Origin of the sequence: Vreelandella jeotgali Hwa, from assembly GCF_000334215.1 — a bacterium.
GTDB classification, from domain to species: Bacteria; Pseudomonadota; Gammaproteobacteria; order Pseudomonadales; family Halomonadaceae; genus Vreelandella; species Vreelandella jeotgali.
The window spans coordinates 145,155-163,010 of sequence record NZ_AMQY01000023.1 but is presented as its reverse complement, the minus strand read 5'-3'; the positions used below and the strand labels follow the sequence as shown (position 1 = coordinate 163,010).

At 64.7% G+C, this 17,856-nt stretch carries 19 protein-coding genes; 4 read left to right on the top strand and 15 right to left on the bottom strand.

Annotation, left to right across the window (positions count from 1 at the left end; all coding sequences use genetic code 11):
* Positions 1-71 precede the first annotated feature (71 nt).
* On the bottom strand, positions 72-671 hold the full coding sequence (gene wrbA / locus C793_RS0111185) for an NAD(P)H:quinone oxidoreductase (protein WP_017431032.1): 600 nt from the start codon (positions 669-671) through the stop codon (positions 72-74).
* Between the two features lie 182 nt (positions 672-853).
* Between wrbA and C793_RS0111180 the strand changes: the two genes are divergently transcribed.
* The 3 genes from C793_RS0111180 (at position 854) to C793_RS0111170 (ending at position 2,972) form a co-directional block, all read left to right on the top strand.
* The gene (locus tag C793_RS0111180) at positions 854-1,780 is read left to right on the top strand and encodes a LysR family transcriptional regulator (RefSeq protein WP_017431031.1); all 927 of its coding nucleotides are present in this window, start codon (positions 854-856) and stop codon (positions 1,778-1,780) included.
* A gap of 55 nt (positions 1,781-1,835) precedes the next feature.
* A complete protein-coding gene (locus C793_RS0111175; RefSeq protein ID WP_169330554.1) occupies positions 1,836-2,207 on the top strand; it encodes an MliC family protein in 372 nt (123 codons plus the stop codon).
* 63 nt (positions 2,208-2,270) lie between these two features.
* Positions 2,271-2,972, top strand: coding sequence for a glutathione S-transferase N-terminal domain-containing protein (locus C793_RS0111170; RefSeq protein ID WP_017431029.1), 702 nt, complete (start codon positions 2,271-2,273; stop codon positions 2,970-2,972).
* On the opposite strand, the gene der is transcribed toward C793_RS0111170, so the two are convergent.
* The 14 genes from der to trmJ all read right to left on the bottom strand — a co-directional run bounded on the left by der (position 2,969) and on the right by trmJ (position 16,736).
* Positions 2,969-4,372 carry a ribosome biogenesis GTPase Der gene (gene der / locus C793_RS0111165; protein WP_017431028.1) on the bottom strand — a complete coding sequence of 468 codons (1,404 nt, stop codon included), beginning with the start codon at positions 4,370-4,372 and terminating at the stop codon, positions 2,969-2,971. The genes C793_RS0111170 and der overlap by 4 nt on opposite strands.
* On the bottom strand, positions 4,369-5,550 hold the full coding sequence (bamB, locus tag C793_RS0111160) for an outer membrane protein assembly factor BamB (protein ID WP_017431027.1): 1,182 nt from the start codon (positions 5,548-5,550) through the stop codon (positions 4,369-4,371). The genes der and bamB overlap by 4 nt, the downstream gene beginning before the upstream one ends.
* Positions 5,547-6,323, bottom strand: a complete 777-nt coding sequence (locus C793_RS0111155; RefSeq protein ID WP_017431026.1) for a tetratricopeptide repeat protein — start codon at positions 6,321-6,323, stop codon at positions 5,547-5,549. Before C793_RS0111155 ends, bamB begins: the two co-directional genes overlap by 4 nt.
* A 104-nt stretch (positions 6,324-6,427) precedes the next feature.
* Positions 6,428-7,747 (bottom strand): histidine--tRNA ligase, encoded by a 1,320-nt coding sequence (gene hisS, locus C793_RS0111150; protein ID WP_017431025.1) that lies wholly within the window; start codon positions 7,745-7,747, stop codon positions 6,428-6,430.
* Positions 7,748-7,778: 31 nt separating this feature from the next.
* Entirely contained in the window at positions 7,779-8,894 is a 1,116-nt protein-coding gene (ispG, locus tag C793_RS0111145; protein WP_017431024.1) for a flavodoxin-dependent (E)-4-hydroxy-3-methylbut-2-enyl-diphosphate synthase, read from the bottom strand.
* An 8-nt stretch (positions 8,895-8,902) separates the two neighbouring features.
* Entirely contained in the window at positions 8,903-10,051 is a 1,149-nt protein-coding gene (locus tag C793_RS0111140) for a RodZ domain-containing protein (protein ID WP_017431023.1), read from the bottom strand.
* 28 nt (positions 10,052-10,079) lie between these two features.
* Entirely contained in the window at positions 10,080-10,829 is a 750-nt protein-coding gene (pilW, locus tag C793_RS0111135) for a type IV pilus biogenesis/stability protein PilW (RefSeq protein WP_017431022.1), read from the bottom strand.
* A gap of 143 nt (positions 10,830-10,972) precedes the next feature.
* The gene (gene rlmN, locus C793_RS0111130; protein WP_017431021.1) at positions 10,973-12,157 is read right to left on the bottom strand and encodes a dual-specificity RNA methyltransferase RlmN; all 1,185 of its coding nucleotides are present in this window, start codon (positions 12,155-12,157) and stop codon (positions 10,973-10,975) included.
* Positions 12,158-12,239: 82 nt separating this feature from the next.
* Positions 12,240-12,665, bottom strand: coding sequence for a nucleoside-diphosphate kinase (gene ndk, locus C793_RS0111125; protein WP_017431020.1), 426 nt, complete (start codon positions 12,663-12,665; stop codon positions 12,240-12,242).
* Between the two features lie 160 nt (positions 12,666-12,825).
* A complete protein-coding gene (locus tag C793_RS0111120; protein WP_017431019.1) occupies positions 12,826-13,152 on the bottom strand; it encodes a HesB/IscA family protein in 327 nt (108 codons plus the stop codon).
* 69 nt (positions 13,153-13,221) lie between these two features.
* Positions 13,222-14,406: an aminotransferase class V-fold PLP-dependent enzyme gene (locus C793_RS0111115; RefSeq protein WP_017431018.1), complete on the bottom strand. Its 1,185-nt coding sequence runs from the start codon at positions 14,404-14,406 to the stop codon at positions 13,222-13,224.
* A 42-nt stretch (positions 14,407-14,448) separates the two neighbouring features.
* Complete coding sequence (locus C793_RS0111110) at positions 14,449-14,916, bottom strand: Rrf2 family transcriptional regulator (protein ID WP_017431017.1); 468 nt, start codon at positions 14,914-14,916, stop codon at positions 14,449-14,451.
* 74 nt (positions 14,917-14,990) lie between these two features.
* A complete protein-coding gene (cysE, locus tag C793_RS0111105; protein WP_017431016.1) occupies positions 14,991-15,881 on the bottom strand; it encodes a serine O-acetyltransferase in 891 nt (296 codons plus the stop codon).
* Positions 15,882-15,959: 78 nt separating this feature from the next.
* Positions 15,960-16,736, bottom strand: coding sequence for a tRNA (cytosine(32)/uridine(32)-2'-O)-methyltransferase TrmJ (gene trmJ / locus C793_RS0111100; RefSeq protein WP_017431015.1), 777 nt, complete (start codon positions 16,734-16,736; stop codon positions 15,960-15,962).
* A gap of 267 nt (positions 16,737-17,003) precedes the next feature.
* Between trmJ and C793_RS0111095 the strand changes: the two genes are divergently transcribed.
* Positions 17,004-17,798 carry an inositol monophosphatase family protein gene (locus C793_RS0111095; protein WP_017431014.1) on the top strand — a complete coding sequence of 265 codons (795 nt, stop codon included), beginning with the start codon at positions 17,004-17,006 and terminating at the stop codon, positions 17,796-17,798.
* The last annotated feature ends 58 nt before the right edge of the window (positions 17,799-17,856 follow it).

The window sequence follows — 17,856 nt, the reverse complement described above, 5'->3', positions numbered from 1 at the left end:
AGCTGCGTGGGATATCAGGCCAGAGCCAGCGAAGGAGAGGGAGAGCGCAGCCCTCCCTCCGCCCGTCGGGCTTAGCGGCTGAGCTTTGCCGCCACCCTGGCTACGTGCTCGCCCTGGAAGCGGGCAATGGTAAGCTCGCGCTCGTCGGGCTGACGCGAGCCGTCGCCGGCAGCGATAGTCGAGGCGCCGTAAGGCGTGCCCCCACCCACCTGGGAGATATCAAAAAGCTCGGAAGTCGCGTAGCCGATCGGCACAATCACCATGCCGTGGTGAGCAAGTGTGGTCCAGGTAGAGGCGATGGTGGTTTCTTCACCGCCGCCGGTGCCGGTCGAGGTAAATACGCTGGCTGCCTTGCCCACCAGACCGCCGCTGGCCCACAAGCCGCCGGTCTGATCAAGGAAGGTACGCATCTGGCCGGACATGTTGCCAAAGCGGGTCGGCGTACCGAAGATAATCGCGTCGTACTCGGCAAGCTCCGCTGGTGAGGCGACCGGGGCCTCCTGATCGGTTTTGCCGCCGGCCGATTCAAAGACGTCAGCCGGCATGGTTTCCGGAACGCGTTTGACCGTAACCTCGACGCCGTCTACCTGACACGCGCCTTCGGCGACGGTGTTCGCCATGGTTTCGATGTGGCCGTACATGGAATGATAAAGCACCAGTACCCTGGTCATTGTTGCTGCCTCCCGGGGAATATCCCCCGCTGTTTGGTTTACAGAAAATACCTTACCTGTTTTATTGCGCTAAAAAATGGCATTATTTAGCGCAAAAAGAACGAATAATTAGATTGATCGCGTAACGTTCGGCCGTTCTCGGGGGCTAACGCCGGCCGGGTGTATCGCTACAAGAGGATGACATGACCCAAAGAATTCCCCGTATCAGCCTGGAGCAGTGGGCCGTCTTGCAGGCGGTAGTGGATGAAGGCAGCTACGCCAGGGCCGCCGAGGCGCTCAGCCGCAGCCCGTCATCGATAAGCTATGTGCTGAAAGGCATGCAGGAGCAGCTGCCGGTGGAGGTATTGACCATGCAGGGGCGCAAGGCAACGCTGTCGCCGGCGGGCAAAACGCTGCTGCGGCAGGCCCGCGCCCTGGTCGATGACGCCTTGAGCCTTGAGTATCTGGCCAGCAACCTGGCCGAAGGCTGGGAAACCGAAATTCGGCTGGCCGTAGAAGCCATCTTTCCCACCGCTCTGCTGAGCCAGGCGTTGGCCGCCTTTGTGCCCGAGAGCCGGGCGTCAAGGGTGCAGCTCATCGAGTCGGTGCTGTCCGGCACTCAGGAGGCCCTGCTTAACGGGGAAGCGGATCTGGTTATTACCCACCGTCCTCCGCCCGGTTTTCTCGGCCAGCCGCTGCTTGACGTGTCGTTTCTGGCGGTAGCGCACCCCGAGCATCCGCTGCATCAGCTTGAGCGTGAGCTGACCCATCACGATCTGCGCGCGCATCGCCAGTTTGTGGTGCGGGACTCAGGGCTCAAGCGGCGCCAGGATGCGGGCTGGCTTGACGCCGAGCAGCGCTGGACCGTGTCCCAACTCAGCACCTCGATTCAGTTTGCCACCGACGGGCTGGGGTTTGCCTGGCTGCCGTATGAGCATATTCGTCGGGAGCTGGAGGCGGGCAGCCTAAAGCCGCTCCCGCTGGTAGAAGGCGGCCAGCGCCAGGAAAAGCTGTTTTTGGTGCATGCCGACCGCAATGCCGCAGGCCCGGCGACCCAGGCGCTGGCCACAACCCTGCAAACGGCCGGACGGCAGTGGCAAAATGCCATGTTACGCTGCACGCCAAGCTGATATTTTTTACCCGCGCTATTGCGCTATTTTACGTACTACCGAATCGGAAGGTCCCATGTCCTCCATGATCCGCCCGGCGTTTGTCACGCTTGCCTGTGCCCTGCTCGTTTCTGCCTGCGCCGGCGCGCCGCCGGATAACGCCGATACCCCGGCGCCTGATTCCAGCGCGGTGTCCGCCCAGCAGTACCGCTGCGAAAGCGGCGCCACGATCACCGCAAGCTATCCCACCGCGGACACCGCCCGCGTCAAATATGAAAACCGTCGTTACGACCTGCAAATCGCGGTGTCCGGTAGCGGCGCGCGTTACGTCGGTGACGAGCTGGAATGGTGGACAAAGGGAGCCGGATCTGGGGCCGAGGGCGTTCTTTTCCAGCACAAGGCGGACGGCACCACCGGCGAGCGGATGGAGCTCTGTACGGCCTCTTGAGCCGATAGGAAATTGGGGCCGTGAAAGTCATCGCAGCATACAGACAGAACCACAGGAGGGCGTATGGCCCGGCTACTCTATGAACTCTGCGGTATCGAAGACGCGCTGCGTTTTTCGCCTTTCTGCTGGCGAATTCGCTATGCGCTGGCGCACAAGGGGCTTGAGGTCAAGACGCGACCCTGGCGTTTCACCGAGAAGGAGGCGCTGGCCTTTGCTCACCACGACAAGGTGCCGGTGCTGGTCGACGGAGACGAAGTCGTTACCGATAGCTACGACATCATGCGCTACCTGGATCATCACTATCCCGAGGCGTCGCTGCTGGGAGAAGGCATGACCGAGGCGCGGGCGCGGTTTTTCAAGCACTACGCCGAGCGTGCCCTGGCTCCGTCCATCATGCAGATCATCATGATGGACCTGTTCAGCGCCATCCATCCCGCTGACCGAGCCTACTTCCGTGAGAATCGGGAAAAGCGCCTTGGCTGCACGCTGGAAGCATTCCACTCTCCGGCCAGGGGGGTTGGCCAGCTGGATGCCGCGCTGGAACCGCTCCGGGGCCAGCTAAAGGCCTCGCCTTTTCTCGACGGACAGGCCCCCGCTGGTGCCGACTATCTGGTTTTCGGCCACTTTATGTGGGCGCGCTGCGCTTCAAACGCTGACCTGATCGCAGAGACCGACCCGGTTCACGGCTGGCAGGAGCGCATGCTGGACCGGCACGGCGGGCTGGGGCGAAACGCACGGCGCATCAGCGATGTCGGGGCCGCCTAGCGGCGGCTTTTGCGCGCCTCCTTGGTGCGGTTGAGCTCGCGCTTTTTGGCTTTGCGCTGGTCGCTGGCGCCGGCCATGTTGTCGTAGGGGTTCTTTCCGGAGCGGAACTCGAAGCGCATGGGCGTACCGCGCACCTTCAACACCTTGCGGAAGGTGTTGGTCAGGTAGCGGCGGTAGGCGTCGGGCAGCGAGCGGGTCTGGTTGCCGTGCACCACGATAACCGGCGGGTTGGTGCCACCCTGGTGGGCCATGCGCAGCTTGATGCGTCGGCCGTGAATCATCGGCGGTGCGTGCTGGGCGACGGCATCCTGCAGCAGCGTGGTCAGCCGGTTGGTCGACCAGTGGGCGTGGGCGGCCTCGAAGGCGCGCTCGATGGACGGATACAGATCGCCCACGGCGGTGCCGTGCAGCGCCGAGACGAAGTGCAGCTCGGCGTAGTCGGCAAAACCCAGCCGGCGCTTGATTTCGGCGCGCATTCTATCCTTGGCTTCGCTTTCCAGCCCGTCCCACTTGTTCACCGCGAGTACCAGGGCGCGACCGCTGGTGAGCACGTAGTCGAGCAAATGCAGGTCCTGTTCGACCAGCCCGGTGCGGGCATCGAGCACCATGACGGCGACGTGGCACTGCTTGATCGCATCCAGCGTCTTGATGATCGAGAACTTCTCGGTGGCTTCGCGCACGCTTTTGCGCCGCCGCACGCCGGCGGTATCCACCAGTACGTAGGGTTTGCCGCGCCGCTCGAAGGGGATCTCGATGGCGTCCCGGGTGGTGCCGGCTTCGTCGTAGACCACCACGCGGTCTTCGCCCAGCAGGCGGTTGACCAGCGTCGACTTGCCCACGTTGGGGCGGCCGATCACACCGATGTGGATGCCGCTGTGGCCGGTATCCACGGGGATCGACTCGTCGCGTTCGGGAAACGGCGCCAGCACCCGGTCGATCAGTCCGGCGACGTTGCGCCCGTGGGCCGCGGCAATGGCATTGGGGTCGCCCATGCCCAGCGTCCAGAAGTCGGCCATGGCCGAGTGTTCTTCGAGCCCGTCGGTCTTGTTGACCACCAGCCAGGTTTTCTTGCGGTTGACCCGCAGGTGGTTGGCAATGGCCTCGTCGGCGACGTTGAGCCCGGTGCGGCCGTCGACCATGAACAGCACGATATCGGCTTCGTCGATAGCCACCAGCGACTGCTCGGCCATGGCGCCGTCGATGCCCTGTTCATCACCGCTGATGCCGCCGGTATCGATGACCGTGTAGTCCTTGCCGCCGAGCACGCCATTGCCGTATTGACGGTCGCGGGTCAGCCCGGGGAAATCGGCTACCAGCGCATCGCGGGAGCGCGTCATGTGATTGAACAGGGTGGACTTGCCCACATTGGGGCGGCCGACCAGGGCTATAACCGGCGTCATGGCGAAACGTCCAGAGTTTCCAGGCTGCCGTCGTTGGCGAGCACGTGGATGGTGCTGTCGTCGGTGACCGGCGCGACGCTGATGCCCGAGCTGTCAACGCGGGTGCGGCCCACCAGTTCGCCCTTGCGGGCGTCGATCAGGTGCAGATAGCCCTCATGGTCGCCCACGGCGATGCGACCGTCGGCAAACGCCGGCGCGGTCAGCCAGCGGCCGGTGAGGTCGTCGTTTTCCCAGAGGCGGTCGCCGCTTCCGGCATCCAGCGCGATGACGCGGCTGTCGTCGCTGACCACAAAGAGGTAATCCCCCACCAGCAGCGGTGTCTTGCGGCTGGATAGCGGGCGCTCCCACATCAGCTCGCCGTTGGTGGCGTTCAGCGCCAGCAGGCGGCCGTTGTAGCTGGTGACGTAGAGTCGGCCGTCCTGGGTGAGCCGCGGCTGGCCGGTGAGGTCCACCAGGCGGTCAACCTCGCTACGCCCCTCGGGAATCGCGACCTGCTGCTGCCACAGCGGTTCACCGCTGCGGTTGTCCAGGGTGACCAGGCGGCCGTTGGCAAAGCCGGCAAAGGTCACGGGGTTGATGGTGCGCGGCGTGCCGGTGCCCCGCAGCGTTAGCGACGGCGTGCTGCTGGTATAGGTCCAGCGCGATTCGCCGGTGCGGCGGTCCAGCGCGGTTACCTGGCCGTCGGTGCTTTGCACCAGCAGCAGGTCGCGGTTGGCCTGGGGCGCGGCCAGCACTTCGCTGGAAACCCGAGCGTGCCAGGCTTCGCTGCCGTCTTTCTGGTTCAGGGCGATAATCCTGCCGTTGCGAGTGCCCAGGTAGACGTGTTCGGCCACCGCCGACAGCCCGCTGGAGACATCCGCGTCGAGCTCGACTTCCCAGTCACGTTTGCCGCTTTGCGTATCCAGCGCTACCACGAGCCCGCGGGCATCGGCCGCAAACAGCCGGTCGCCGTCGCGCGCCGGCGCGACGGGATAGCGCGCCCGCCCGAGGCCGTCGCCGATGCCGGTCGACCAGCGGGTGTCGAGACTCGACGAGGCGTCAATGTCGGTGAGTTCACTGGGCGGATACACGGGGTCGCCCTGGCTGGCGCAGCCGCTGAGTACGGCCACCAGGCCGGCGCCCAGCGTCAGGCGGCGCGTCAGCGATAGCGACGTGCGGAAAAAACGGGGAGCGGTCATGGCGTTGCCTCGTCGGTGCCGCGAAGGGTGGAAGTGGATGCCGCGGGCAGGGATTCGCCGGGTGCGGCATTGCCGGGCAGGCGAGTGCCGGAAGACGGACGCTCGACATCCAGATCCCGGGTGCCCAGGTCATCGAGCTTCATCGCCACGCCGTACAGCGGTTGATCCTGGTCGTCGGCCAGCTGCCGGGCCTGCTGCCAGGCGTCCCGGGCGTCGTCCTCGCGGCCCAGGGCGTAGTAGGCGTCGCCGCGTACGTTGTAACGCTGGGCCGCCAGCGGCTCAACGAGGCTGTCGTCGAGCTGGTCAAGCGCGGCGTCGCCGCGGTCGGCGGCCACATCCAGGCGCGCCAGGCGTAGCCGAGCCAGACTTTTGAGGTACTGCCGCGGCGAGTCGTCGAGCACCTGCTCCAGCGAGGCGCGGGCGCCGTCGGTGTCGTCTTCCTGTACCGCCAGACGTGCATCCAGCAGCAGAGCCAGCTCGGCGTACAGCGAGCCGTCGTTCTTGTCCACCAGCTCTTCGGCGGCGGTTCGGGCGCTGGCCAGTGCCTGGGCGTTGCTGTCGTCGGCGGATTCCAGACCGGCGGTTTGGGCGACCAGCTGCTGATAGCGCAGCGAGGCGTTTTCGGCCTTGCTGTCCTGGTGGTCCTGCCAGGCATTCCAGCCGAATACCCCGGCCCCGGCCAGCACCAGGCCGGCGACCAGCGAGGTGCCGTTTTCCTTCCACCAGCGCTTGATGGCGTCAATCTGCTCTTCTTCGGATCTCAGCTCCGCCACGGGCGGCCTCCTTGAAATGTTGCGTCCCGAACGCCGGCCATGCCGGCTCCCGGCGATGGCGGCAAATGCCGGCAGCTGACGCATCAGCACCGGCAGGTAGCGGCTCAGGTGTTGTGTCGGGGATGTTCTGTCAGCGATGCCAGGGTGTCGGCCAGCCCCGACTGTGCCACGCGCTGCTGCTCGCGATCATCGCGCAGGAACTTGAGTGTCACGGCCTGGTCGGCGCGCTCGTCCTCGCCCAGCAGAATCGCCAGCGGTGCGCCGCTCTTGTCGGCTTTTTTCATGCGGCTCTTGAAGCTGCCGCCGCCGCAGTGCAGCGTCAGGTTGAGCCCGGGCAGGGCCGTGCGCAAGGATTCGGCGAGCGCCAGTGCTTCCGGGGTCGAGGCGTCGTCCATGGGCACCAGGTAGGCATCGCAACCGCCCAGCGCTTCAGCGGGCACCAGGTCGAGGGTTTCCAGCAGCAGTACCAGCCGCTCGATGCCCATGGCGAAGCCTACCGCCGGCGTGGGTTTGCCGCCCAGCTGCTCGACCAGGCCGTCGTAGCGGCCGCCGGCGCAGATGGTGCCCTGGCTGCCCAGCGCATCGGTGGTCCATTCGAACACGGTGCGAGAATAGTAATCCAGACCGCGGACCAGCCGGGGATTGACCACATAGCCGATTCCGGCGGCCTCCAGCAGGGCCTTGAGGCGCTCGAAGTGTTCCCGGGAGGCCTCGTCCAGATGGTCGATCAGCTGCGGCGCGCCGGCGATGACCTCGGCCATTTCGGGGTTCTTGGAATCCAGAATGCGCAGCGGGTTGGTGGTCAGGCGGCGTCGGGAGTCGTCGTCGAGTACCTCCCCGTGCTGCTCGAAGTAGGCCGTCAGGGTATCGCGGTAGGCCGCGCGAGCCTCGGCCGAGCCCAGCGAGTTGAGCTCCAGGGTAACGTGCTCGGCCAGCCCCAGCTCCTGCCACAGGCGGGCAGAAAGCAGAATCACCTCGGCGTCAATGTCCGGCCCGTCCAGCCCGTAGGTTTCCACGCCTACCTGGTGAAACTGGCGATAGCGACCCTTTTGCGGGCGCTCGTGGCGAAACATCGGCCCCTGGTACCAAAGCCGCTGGGTCTGGTTGTGGAGCAGGCCGTGCTGCATGGCCGCGCGCACGCAGCTGGCGGTGCCTTCCGGGCGCAGCGTGAGGCTGTCACCGTTGCGGTCGTCGAAGGTGTACATTTCCTTTTCGACGATATCGGTGACTTCGCCGATGGAGCGGGCAAACAGCGCCGTCTGCTCGACAATCGGCGTGCGGATCTCGGCAAAGCCGTAGCGTGCCATGAGATCGCGCACTCGGGCTTCAAGAAACTGCCAGCGCGGGCTTGCATCGGGCAGCAGGTCGTTCATGCCGCGAATCGCCTGAATCTTTTTAACGGGTTGGTCAGCGGACGGACTCAATGAAAACTCCTTGTCGGGCGCGGGCGGCAGTTTACACGCTGCGGGCGATGGTATCCTGTTCGCGGCGCTGTTTTTCCTGCACCTTGTCGCGGATCAGGCGCTCAAGATCGTCGACCAGGTGGTCGTTGCGCAACTTCTGCGCCGGCTTGCCGTCGAGATACACCAGGTTGGCGGGGCTGCCGCCGGTCAGGCCCAGGTCGCTTTCCTTGGCCTCGCCCGGGCCGTTGACGATACAGCCGATGATCGACACGTCCAGCGGCGTGCGCACGTCGTCCAGGCGTTCCTCGAGCTGGTTCATGGTGCCGATAACGTCGAAGTTCTGGCGCGAGCAGCTGGGGCAGGCCACGAAATTGATGCCCTTGGAGCGCAGCTTGAGGCTCTTGAGCATGTCGAAGCCGACCTTGATCTCTTCGACCGGGTCGGCCGCCAGCGACACGCGCAGAGTGTCGCCGATGCCGTCGCGCAGCAGCATTCCCAGACCGATCGAGGACTTGACCGTGCCCGAGCGCAGGCCGCCGGCTTCGGTGATCCCCAGGTGCAGCGGCTGCTCGATGCGGCTGGCGAGGTCGCGGTAGGCGTCCACGGCCATGAAGACGTCGCTGGCCTTGACGCTGACCTTGAAGTCGGGGAAGTCGAGCCGGTCAAGGTGGTCGATATGGCGCAGCGCGGATTCCACCAGCGCTTCCGGCGTGGGTTCGCCGTACTTGCGCTGCAGCGACTTTTCCAGCGAGCCGGCGTTGACGCCGATGCGCATGGGAATGCCCTTGTCGCGGGCGGCGCTGACCACGGCGCGCACGCGGTCTTCGCGACCGATGTTGCCGGGGTTGATGCGCAGGCAGTCCACGCCCAGCTCGGCCACGCGCAGGGCGATCTTGTGGTCAAAGTGAATATCGGCCACCAGCGGTACGTTGACCGCCTGGCGAATGCGGCCGAACGCCTCGGCGGCATCCATGTCGGGCACCGATACGCGGACGATATCGGCGCCGGCGGTTTCCAGCTGGCGGATCTGGCCGATGGTGGCTTCAACGTCCAGCGTATCGGTGTTGGTCATGCTCTGCACCGAGATCGGCGCACCACCGCCAACCGGCACGTTGCCGACATGGATCTGACGCGATGTGCGGCGTTGAATCGGGGATTGCGCGTGCATACGGCGGGTCACTCTCCCAGGATAAAGCGGGCGACGTTATTGGCACCGGCGCGCTCGGCAAGGTCGATATTCTCGCCCTGATAGCGCAGCTCGACGCCGCTGGCGTTGCCGACGGTTAAACGAAACGGCGGCTGACCTTCCACACTGGCTTCGGTGCCGGGCTGTTGCAGGCCAACAAAGACGCGCTGGTCGCGGGCATCGAATATTTCCGTCCATGATTGCTGGCTGAACGTCAGCGACAGGGTGCGGGTGTCACCCTCCCCATCGTTGACGGTTTCAGCGGTCCCGGCGTCGTTATCGGCGGCCGGGGCGGTGTCCGTGTCTGCCGAATCCTCGGCATCCTGACGGGGGCTGTTATCGGCCACGGCCGCATCGCCGGTGGCCGGCATGTCGCGGTCATTACGGGCGCTGTCGTCCTGAGCGCCGTTATCCTGGATGCCGTCACTCCGGGCGTCCTCGTCCGGGGCAGCCTCATTCAGGGCAGCGTCGTCCCGAGAACTTTTGTCGAGAGCGTTTTCGTCGATAGCGTTATCGTCGAGAGTATTTTCATCCAGAGCGCTTTCATTCACGGGGCTGTCATCCGGGGAGCTGCCATCCCGGCGCGGCGCGTCGGCGTCTTCCCGGCCCGAGGTTGCCACGGTGTCGTCGGACGTCAGGCTGTCGCGGGAAGGCTCGGCGGCGCCGGGGGCTTCCTGCGTGGCCGGGGTGCTATCGCCCCCCAGACCCGGCGGCATACCGCCGCCGCGACTTTGCCACCAGAGCACGGTGACACCGATCAGCCCGGCGATGACCACCAGGGTTACCAGCTTGAACAGCAGCCCGCCCAGCCGCGAAGGCGGGCGCGACACCGCGACCGGCTTGACCTCATGTATGGATTCGGGCTCACCGTGGCGCGCGCTATAGGCCTCCATGATCGGCTGGCTGTCGATTTCCAGGTACTTGGCATAGGTGCGCAGGTAGCCGCGGCGGTAGGTGACCACCGGAATTTCGCTGTAATCATCCTGTTCCAGACCTCTTACCACGGCCTGGCGCAGGTGCAGTGCCAGCGCCGCAGCGTCCAGGGAGATGCCCTGGCGCTCGCGCTCCTGTTGCAGCAGCCTGCCGGGGGAAGCGGCAGGCTGCTCGTCAGCGTGTTCGTCGGTGTGTGTGTCGCTCATGGCTGAGCATCCTTCATCAAGACGGTGATCAGGGCCGTGTGGTGTTCATGCGCTCAAGCTTTTGCTCGTAGTCGGCGGCAAGCGCATCATCGCCACGGGCATAAGCCAGCTCCACGGCCATCTCCAGGGCCTTGCGGGTTGGCCGGGCAAGCTTGAAAAACTCTGCCAGGGCATCATCGGCCCGGTCGTAACGCTTCCGGGACAGTTCCAGTTTGGCCAGGTGAAAATAGCTGGCGGCATGGCGTGGATCAATATGACTTGCCCGGGTCAGACTCTCCCGGGCCTTGCGGGTTTCGTCAAGCGCCATATAACACTGGCCCAGGTTGGTAAAAAGCCGCGCGCGATGCTCGTATCCGGCATCCTTCGAGGCCTTTTCCAGCTGGTTGCAGGCGCCCCGGTAATCCTGTTGCTGGTATAAAAACGCCGCAAAATTGTTGCGCCCCCGGGTGAAGTCGGGATCGGCGGCAATCGCCTTGCGAAAATACTCCCGGGCGAGCGGCTTTTCGCCCTGGCGCTGATACACCATCGCCAGCGCCTGCAGGGTTTCGGCGTTGTCGTCGTCGAGCTCCTGGGCGCGGTCGAGGGCGTCCAGCGCGCGTGTCAGGTTGTTGTTTTCCAGATAGGCAACGCCCAGCCGCGTGTAGGCACGGTTGGCGTTGGCCCCGTCAGCGCTGGAAAGCGACGGAGACGAAGCGCAGCCGCCGAGCGATAGCGTGCCCAGCAGTAGCCAGATAACCGGCGTAACCGGGGAAGCTGCCAGCAGTCGGCGAAAGCGCATCGTGGGTCTCATGGCGGTGAAGTCAGTGGTAATGTCGTCGATAATCGGTTGCAGGGTGCCGGGCGCGGGTGTTCATCAAAGCGCTGTGCTCGGCATAAGTCAAGACAGGCACCAGTCAAGGCCGTGCACAAGTCAGGACAGCATCAGGGCGCATCCAGCTGCACCGACTGGATATAGCGCGCCTGGCGTTTGGTGCGATCCTTGACCCGTCCTACCAGCTGGCCACAGGCGGCGTCGATATCATCGCCCCGCGCGGTGCGGATCGGCGCGGTGTAACCCAGTTCGTCCAGCCAGCGCTGAAAGCGCACGGCCTGGTTGCGCGACGGCGTTTCGTAGCCCGAGTTGGGGAACGGATTGAACGGGATCAGGTTGATCTTGCACGGCAGGTCATGCAGAACCTCGGCCAGTTCCCGGGCATGTTCCTGCTGGTCGTTGACACCGGCGATCAGCGTGTATTCGATGGTGACCTGGCGGTTTTCCGGGCTTTTTTCCAGATAGCGACTGCAGGCGTCCAGCAGCGTCCGAATGTTGTACTTGCGATTCAGCGGGACCAGTTCGTTGCGCAGCTCGTCGTTGGCGGCGTGCAGCGAAATGGCCAGGCTGACGTCGATGTCGTCGCTGAGTTTGTCGATTTTGGGCACCACGCCCGAGGTGGACAGTGTGACCCGGCGCTTGGAGAGGCCGTAGCCGTTATCCTCGAGCATCAGCTGCATGGCCGCGACCACGTTGTCGTAGTTCATCAGCGGCTCGCCCATGCCCATCATCACCACGTTGGTGACCGGGCGCTGGCGGCTGTCGGCGCGGGGAACATCGCTGCGCGAAGCAACCCAGACCTGGCCGATAATCTCGGCCGCGGTCAGGTTGCGCTGAAAGCCCTGCTTGCCCGTGGAGCAGAAGCTGCAGTCCAGCGAGCAGCCCACCTGCGAGGAGACGCAGAGGGTACGGCGCTTGCCGTTGTCGGCGGGAATCAGCACGGTTTCCACGTAGCTGCCGTCTTCCACTTCCAGCACCCACTTCTGCGTGCCGTCCCGGGAGCTGCCTTCATACACCACGCCCGGGCCACGCACCTCGGCCAGGCGTTCCAGCTTTTCCCGCAGCGCCCGGGACAGGTTGGTCATCGCGGCAAAGTCGTCGCAGCCTTCGTGGTGCATCCACTTCATCAGCTGGGTCGCGCGGAATTTTTTCTCGCCGATGGAGAGAAAGAAGGCCTCCAGCTGTGCCCGGGACATACCCAGCAGGTTGACCCGCTCGGCGGTTGCCTCCGGCGTTGCGGTGGCAGCCTCGGAGGCGGTGGCGGAAGTAGCGTCTCGGGGGGCGGCAGTGGTCATGGTGCTCAGCGTCGGAATAAAGGCGGGAGCCGGGCTCCCGCAAAAATGGCCGGCAACGGAAAAGGTTGCCCTGCGGCGCGTATCAGCGCGGGCAGATTTCGTCGTTGCCGAAGAAGTAGGCAATCTCGCGCTCGGCGCTTTCCACGGAGTCGGAGCCGTGAACGGCGTTGGCGTCGATGGTTTCGGCGAAGTCGGCGCGAATGGTGCCGGCTTCAGCATCTTTCGGGTTGGTAGCGCCCATCAGGTCGCGGTTTTTGGCAATGGCGTCTTCGCCTTCCAGCACCTGAACGATCACCGGGCCCGAGGTCATGAAGCCGACCAGAGCACCGTAGAACGGACGCTCCTTGTGTTCGGCATAGAAGCCGCCGGCGTTTTCTTCGCTCAGGTGCAGCATTTTGCTGGCGACGACCTTGAGGCCCGCTTTCTCGAAGCGGGCAACGATCTCGCCGATGGCGTTCTGAGCGACGGCGTCGGGCTTGATGATGGAAAGCGTACGTTCGTTCGCCATGTTAAGCATTCTCCAGCTGGGGGACGTAAAAGAAGGCCGCCCCGGCGGGCAGGGCGGCAGACAAATTGCGCCGCTGCCCGCCGGGCATTGGCCGGCAGGCAGCGGGAGGAGCAATTATAGCGTTTCAGCGTGGCCGTGAATACTGCCGGCGTCGGCGGGGTTAAACGGTGAAACTTTCGCCGCAGCCGCATTCGTCGGTGACGTTGGGGTTATTGAAGCGGAAATAGCGGTTCAACCCTTCGTTGACGTAGTCGACTTCACTGCCGTCGAGCATCTCCAGCGCATCCGGAGCGACAAACACCCGGGCGCCGTGGTCTTCAAAGCTGATGTCGTCCGCGGCGGTATCGTCAGCGAAGTCAAGCACGTAGCTGTAGCCGGAACAGCCCGACGGCTTGACCGATACGCGTAGGCCAAGGCCTTCGCCGCGTTCGGTAAGCACATGCTGAATCTGCTCGGCAGCAGCCGGCGTGATATTGAGTGTGGCCATGAGTGACCTCCTGTTGAAACCGTCCTGCTGTGAAAAACGTAACGTGAAAAACGCCGAGTGTTGGCGGCGTCATCCGGAGCCTGCGGGGGCAGGCGCCCGCAGGCCGCTTACGGCGTGTTGCAGCACGCCCAGAGCGTGGTCGATATCGGCTTCGGTGGTAAAGCGACCGAAGCTGAAGCGCAGTGACGACAGCGCCAGCGAGCGCGGCACACCCGCGCCCAGCAGCACGTAGGACGGGTCGACGCTCGCCGAGTTGCACGCCGACCCGGTGGATACCGCCACGTCGCGCAGCGCCATCAGCAGCGACTCGCCGTCAATGCCGTCAAACGCCAGATTGATGATGTTGGGGACGTGGTGGCCGTCGCCGGCGTTGTGGTAGATACCACCCGTTTGGGCAATGCCGGCCATAAAACGTTCGGCCAGCCCGGCGATGTGCGCCTGGTCGGCGTCGCCTTCCTGAGCCATGAGCGCAAAAGCCTTGCCCATGCCGGCAATCTGGTGCGTGGGTAGCGTGCCCGAGCGCATGCCGCGCTCGTGGCCGCCGCCGTGAATCAGCGCTTCCACGCGAATATCCGGGTGACGCCGGACGTACAGCGCGCCGACACCCTTGGGGCCGTAGGCCTTGTGCGCCGACAGCGACATGAGGTCAATGCCCTGCGCCTCCACGTCCAGCGGGATGCGGCCGATGGCCTGGGCGGCGTCGCTATGAAAGGCGGCGCCGAACTCGTGGGCCACGGCGGCCAGGGCGGCTATGTCGTTGACGCTGCCCAGCTCGTTGTTGACCGCCATCAGCGACACCAGCGCGGTGTCGTCGCGCATGGCGTGGCGCAGCTGCTCCGGGGTAATACAGCCGTCGGTTCCCGGCGTCAGCCAGGTCACCTCGAAGCCTTCGAGCTCCAGCGCGCTGGCGGTATCCACCACCGCCTTGTGCTCGATGATCGAGGTCACCAGGTGCATGCCGCGCTCGCGATTGGCGCGCATGAAGCCGGTCAGCGCGAGGTTGTCGGCCTCGGTGGCGCCGCTGGTCCAGACGATTTCACGCGGGTCGGCGTGAAGGCTATCGGCGACCTGACGACGCGCCTGTTCCACGGCCTGCTCGGCCTGCCAGCCGAGCATGTGGCTGCGCGATGCCGGGTTGGCGTAGAGCTGATCGACGGTCAGGTAGCGCTGCATGACGGCGGCAACACGATCGTCCACCGGCGTGGTGGCGGCATAGTCGAGATAAACGGGTAGCGAGGGCGTGACATCGGTCATGGCGGTTGACTTCGCGTAAGGAAAGGCGTGGAAGGGCGCCGGCTAGGGCGCGGAGGCCAGGATGCCGGTATCCTGCCCGGTCTGCTGGCGTATGGCGATCTGCTGAACATCGGAGCGCGAGCGAAGCTGCTCGAGAGTTACGTCTTCAAGAAACCGGCGAATCTGGTCGGACAGCTCGCACCAGAGGTGATGCGTCAGGCAGGTATTGCCCTGCTGGCAGTCCGAGAGTCCTTGGCAGCGGGTCGCGTCCACGCTTTCGTCCACGGCGTCCACGATGCTGGAAACGCTGATGGCATCGGGGGCCCGGGTCAGCAGATAGCCGCCGCCCGGCCCGCGTATGCTTTTGACCAGGCCCGAGCGGCGCAGACGGGCAAACAGCTGCTCGAGGTAGGACAGCGAAATCCCCTGGCGCCGAGCGATATCGCCCAGACTGGTGGGCGCAGTGTCGGCGTTGATCGCCAGGTCCAGCATGGCAGTAACGGCGTAGCGGCCCTTGGTGGTCAAGCGCATGACGACCCCCGACGCTCGTCTGAGCGCGTTAAAGATGAAAACACGGCTATTATGGGAAAGCCCGAGCGTCAGGGTCAACCTTTACCGTCGCAGGTATCCGCCTTGTCATGATCCGGCTTGTCGTCGGCCGGGTTGTCATCATGGCGCTGGTTCTCGCCGGCGGCGTGGTCGGCGCAGTTGACCGCGGCTTCGCCCAGCACGGCGGCAAAATCCTCGTTGTGCAGTTCGGGCAGATCGCCATTGCGGTAGCTGGTATCCAGCCGACTGAGCGTTGAGCACATTTGCTCGACGCGTTCGTCAACCGCGTGCATGTGGTCAAGCATGGCCTGCATCGAGCGGGCTACCGGGTCGGGCATGTCCTGGCTGACGCCGTAGGCGTCAAAGCCGAACTTCTGACGCATGGCTTCGCGCCTGTCAGGGTCCACGTCCAGCGACTGCTCGCTATCCGGCTCGGCGCTCTTGACGATCTTGCCGGGAATGCCGACCACGGTGGCACCTTCGGGAACATCCTTTGTAACCACGGCGTTGGAGCCGACCTTGACGCCGGCTTCGAGGGTCAGCGGCCCCAGAATCTTGGCGCCGGCGCCGATGATCACGCCGTCGCCCAGGGTTGGGTGGCGCTTGCCCTTGTGCCAGCTGGTGCCGCCCAGGGTAACGCCGTGATAGAGAGTCACGTCATCGCCGATCAGCGCCGTTTCGCCGATGACGACGCCCATGCCGTGGTCGATGAAAAAGCGTCGGCCGATGGTGGCGCCGGGGTGAATCTCGATACCGGTCAGAAAGCGGGCAAAGGTCGACAGCGTGCGTGCCAGCCACCTGGCGCGCTTGTTCCACAGCCAGTGATGGCAGCGGTGCATGAGCAGCGCATGCAGCCCCGGGTAGTTGGTCAGGACTTCAAAAAAGTTGCGTGCCGCCGGATCGCGGACAAACACGCTGTTGATATCTTCACGCAGGCGTTGAAACATGCGGCCTTTCCTTCAATGGGTGGGGCGTCCGGCGGCAGGGTGCCGGCAGGTCAACACTGGCGGCGCCAATGACCGGATTCAAGGGCGTGGCGGCCGGCTGGCCCGGTCGGTGGCGGCTTTCTCGGTCGCCGTCAGGACGCCACGCAGTATGTTGAGTTCGAGCGCTTCGGGGCGGGCGCGCAGGTACAGCCGCCGCAGGCGCGCCATCAGCTGGCGTGGCTTGTCCGGATCGTGAAAGCCGATGGTTGTCAGCGTTTGCTCAAGGTGGGTGAAATAGCGCTCCAGATCCGCATGGGATACCGGGCGCTGCTCCGGCGGCAGCGTGCTGTCGGGCGCGTCGGCGGTGGGTGCCGACGGCTGTTCCAGCCATTTCATGCGGCATTCATACGCGATCACCTGCACCGCTGACGCCAGATTCAGCGAGCTGAAGTCGGCGTTCACGGGAATATGGATGTGGGCGTGACAGCGGTGGAGCTCATCGTTGGTCAGGCCGCTGTCTTCGCGACCGAAAACCAGCGCGACCCGCGCGCTGTCTGCCTCGCATTCCGCGGGCAGTCGATCGGCCAGCTGTCGGGGCGAGAGCATAGGCCAGGGCAGGGTGCGCGAGCGAGCGCTGGCACCTGCGACCAGGGTGCAGTCGGCCACGGCACTGTCCAGCGTCTCGCTGACACTGGCGCTGTGCAGCAGGTGGTCGGCGCCCGAGGCTCGGGAAATGCTTTCCTGGTCGATAACCTGGCAGCGTGGGGCGACCAGGGCCAGATCGGCCAGCCCCATGTTGTGCATGGCGCGGGCAACGCCGCCGATGTTGCCCGAGTGGCTGGTGCCGATAAGGACGATGCGAAGACGCTCAAGCATGGGGTGACTCGGTAGTGAGTGTCAGTAAATTGCCGGACAAATCCGGGCCCGGACAAATGAAAAGCGCTGTGCGAGAGGGCCCGAGTCTATCATGTCTGCATGGCACCCCGGCACGAGCTCTGCTAGAATCCCGCCGCGAGTACGCCGTTCGCCGTCGTGCTTTATTCCCTTATTGTTTGCGTCCGCGATGTATTTTGCGCGTTCGCTCCCGGCTTCACCGTTCTTTAACAGTCCTGTCTTTAACCTTAACCGTCACAAGGCTCGCCCATGAATCCGATGGTTCAGTTCACGCTGCGCGCAACGCGCAAGGCCGCTGATCAATTTCTCCGTATCCGCGAGCGCATTGAAAACGCTCACGATGCCACCAACCTGACGCAGCTGCTGACCGATACCGCCGGCAAGGCCGAAGCGACTATCGTTCAGCAGCTGGAGCGCGGCTACCCGCAGCACGGCATCGTCGGCCGCTTTACCCAGTACCGCGCCGGCGAGGGCGAGGGTCAGGATACCGTCTGGCACATTGAACCCATGCACGGCGATTCCAGCCTTGCCGTTGCCGGCGTGAATTTCGCGATTTCGGTTGTGTGCCGGGTTAAAGGCAGGCCTGAACACGCGGTGATTATCTGCCCGTTTTCAGATGATGAGTACCTCGCCACCCGCGGCGGCGGTGCCCAGCACAACGACAAGCGCATGCGTGTCAGCAAGGCCACGGCGCTGGGCGGCACCCGCACCGCGCTGAGCCTGCCGCCCACCTGGCTGCGCCAGCGCCATCTGCCCGCTTATATGACGCTGACCCAGCAGCTGGGACCGACCGTCGAAGCCATGGTAGCGACCGGCAGCGGGCTGCTGGATATCTGCGAAGTGGCCGCCGGCCGCGTGGACAGCGCCTTTGTGACCGGACTCAGCGAATCGGACATGTACCCGGGGATGCTGCTGCTAAAGGAATCCGGCGCGCTGATGGGCACCCCCGACGGCCAGCCGGCGCTAAAGCCCGAAGGCGTGCTGATGGCCGCCGGTCCGCGTCTTTACAAGGCCCTGGTCAAGCAGCTGACGCCGCATTTTTAATCCGCCGGTAGTCCTGATCCGCCGGTAGACGTAAACCGACCAATAGTTGTAATCCGCC

What these genes read in the sequence shown, in the direction of transcription:
- rlmN (WP_017431021.1), bottom strand. Translation starts at nt 12,157, where the DNA reads ATGACCACTGCCGCCCCCCGAGACGCTACTTCCGCCACCGCCTCCGAG.
- der (WP_017431028.1), bottom strand. Translation starts at nt 4,372, where the DNA reads ATGACGCCGGTTATAGCCCTGGTCGGCCGCCCCAATGTGGGCAAGTCC.
- C793_RS0111110 (WP_017431017.1), bottom strand. Translation starts at nt 14,916, where the DNA reads ATGCGCTTGACCACCAAGGGCCGCTACGCCGTTACTGCCATGCTGGAC.
- pilW (WP_017431022.1), bottom strand. Translation starts at nt 10,829, where the DNA reads ATGCGCTTTCGCCGACTGCTGGCAGCTTCCCCGGTTACGCCGGTTATC.
- C793_RS0111115 (WP_017431018.1), bottom strand. Translation starts at nt 14,406, where the DNA reads ATGACCGATGTCACGCCCTCGCTACCCGTTTATCTCGACTATGCCGCC.
- C793_RS0111140 (WP_017431023.1), bottom strand. Translation starts at nt 10,051, where the DNA reads ATGAGCGACACACACACCGACGAACACGCTGACGAGCAGCCTGCCGCT.
- wrbA (WP_017431032.1), bottom strand. Translation starts at nt 671, where the DNA reads ATGACCAGGGTACTGGTGCTTTATCATTCCATGTACGGCCACATCGAA.
- C793_RS0111120 (WP_017431019.1), bottom strand. Translation starts at nt 13,152, where the DNA reads ATGGCCACACTCAATATCACGCCGGCTGCTGCCGAGCAGATTCAGCAT.
- bamB (WP_017431027.1), bottom strand. Translation starts at nt 5,550, where the DNA reads ATGACCGCTCCCCGTTTTTTCCGCACGTCGCTATCGCTGACGCGCCGC.
- C793_RS0111170 (WP_017431029.1), top strand. Translation starts at nt 2,271, where the DNA reads ATGGCCCGGCTACTCTATGAACTCTGCGGTATCGAAGACGCGCTGCGT.
- C793_RS0111095 (WP_017431014.1), top strand. Translation starts at nt 17,004, where the DNA reads ATGAATCCGATGGTTCAGTTCACGCTGCGCGCAACGCGCAAGGCCGCT.
- cysE (WP_017431016.1), bottom strand. Translation starts at nt 15,881, where the DNA reads ATGTTTCAACGCCTGCGTGAAGATATCAACAGCGTGTTTGTCCGCGAT.
- ndk (WP_017431020.1), bottom strand. Translation starts at nt 12,665, where the DNA reads ATGGCGAACGAACGTACGCTTTCCATCATCAAGCCCGACGCCGTCGCT.
- ispG (WP_017431024.1), bottom strand. Translation starts at nt 8,894, where the DNA reads ATGCACGCGCAATCCCCGATTCAACGCCGCACATCGCGTCAGATCCAT.
- trmJ (WP_017431015.1), bottom strand. Translation starts at nt 16,736, where the DNA reads ATGCTTGAGCGTCTTCGCATCGTCCTTATCGGCACCAGCCACTCGGGC.
- C793_RS0111180 (WP_017431031.1), top strand. Translation starts at nt 854, where the DNA reads ATGACCCAAAGAATTCCCCGTATCAGCCTGGAGCAGTGGGCCGTCTTG.
- C793_RS0111175 (WP_169330554.1), top strand. Translation starts at nt 1,836, where the DNA reads ATGTCCTCCATGATCCGCCCGGCGTTTGTCACGCTTGCCTGTGCCCTG.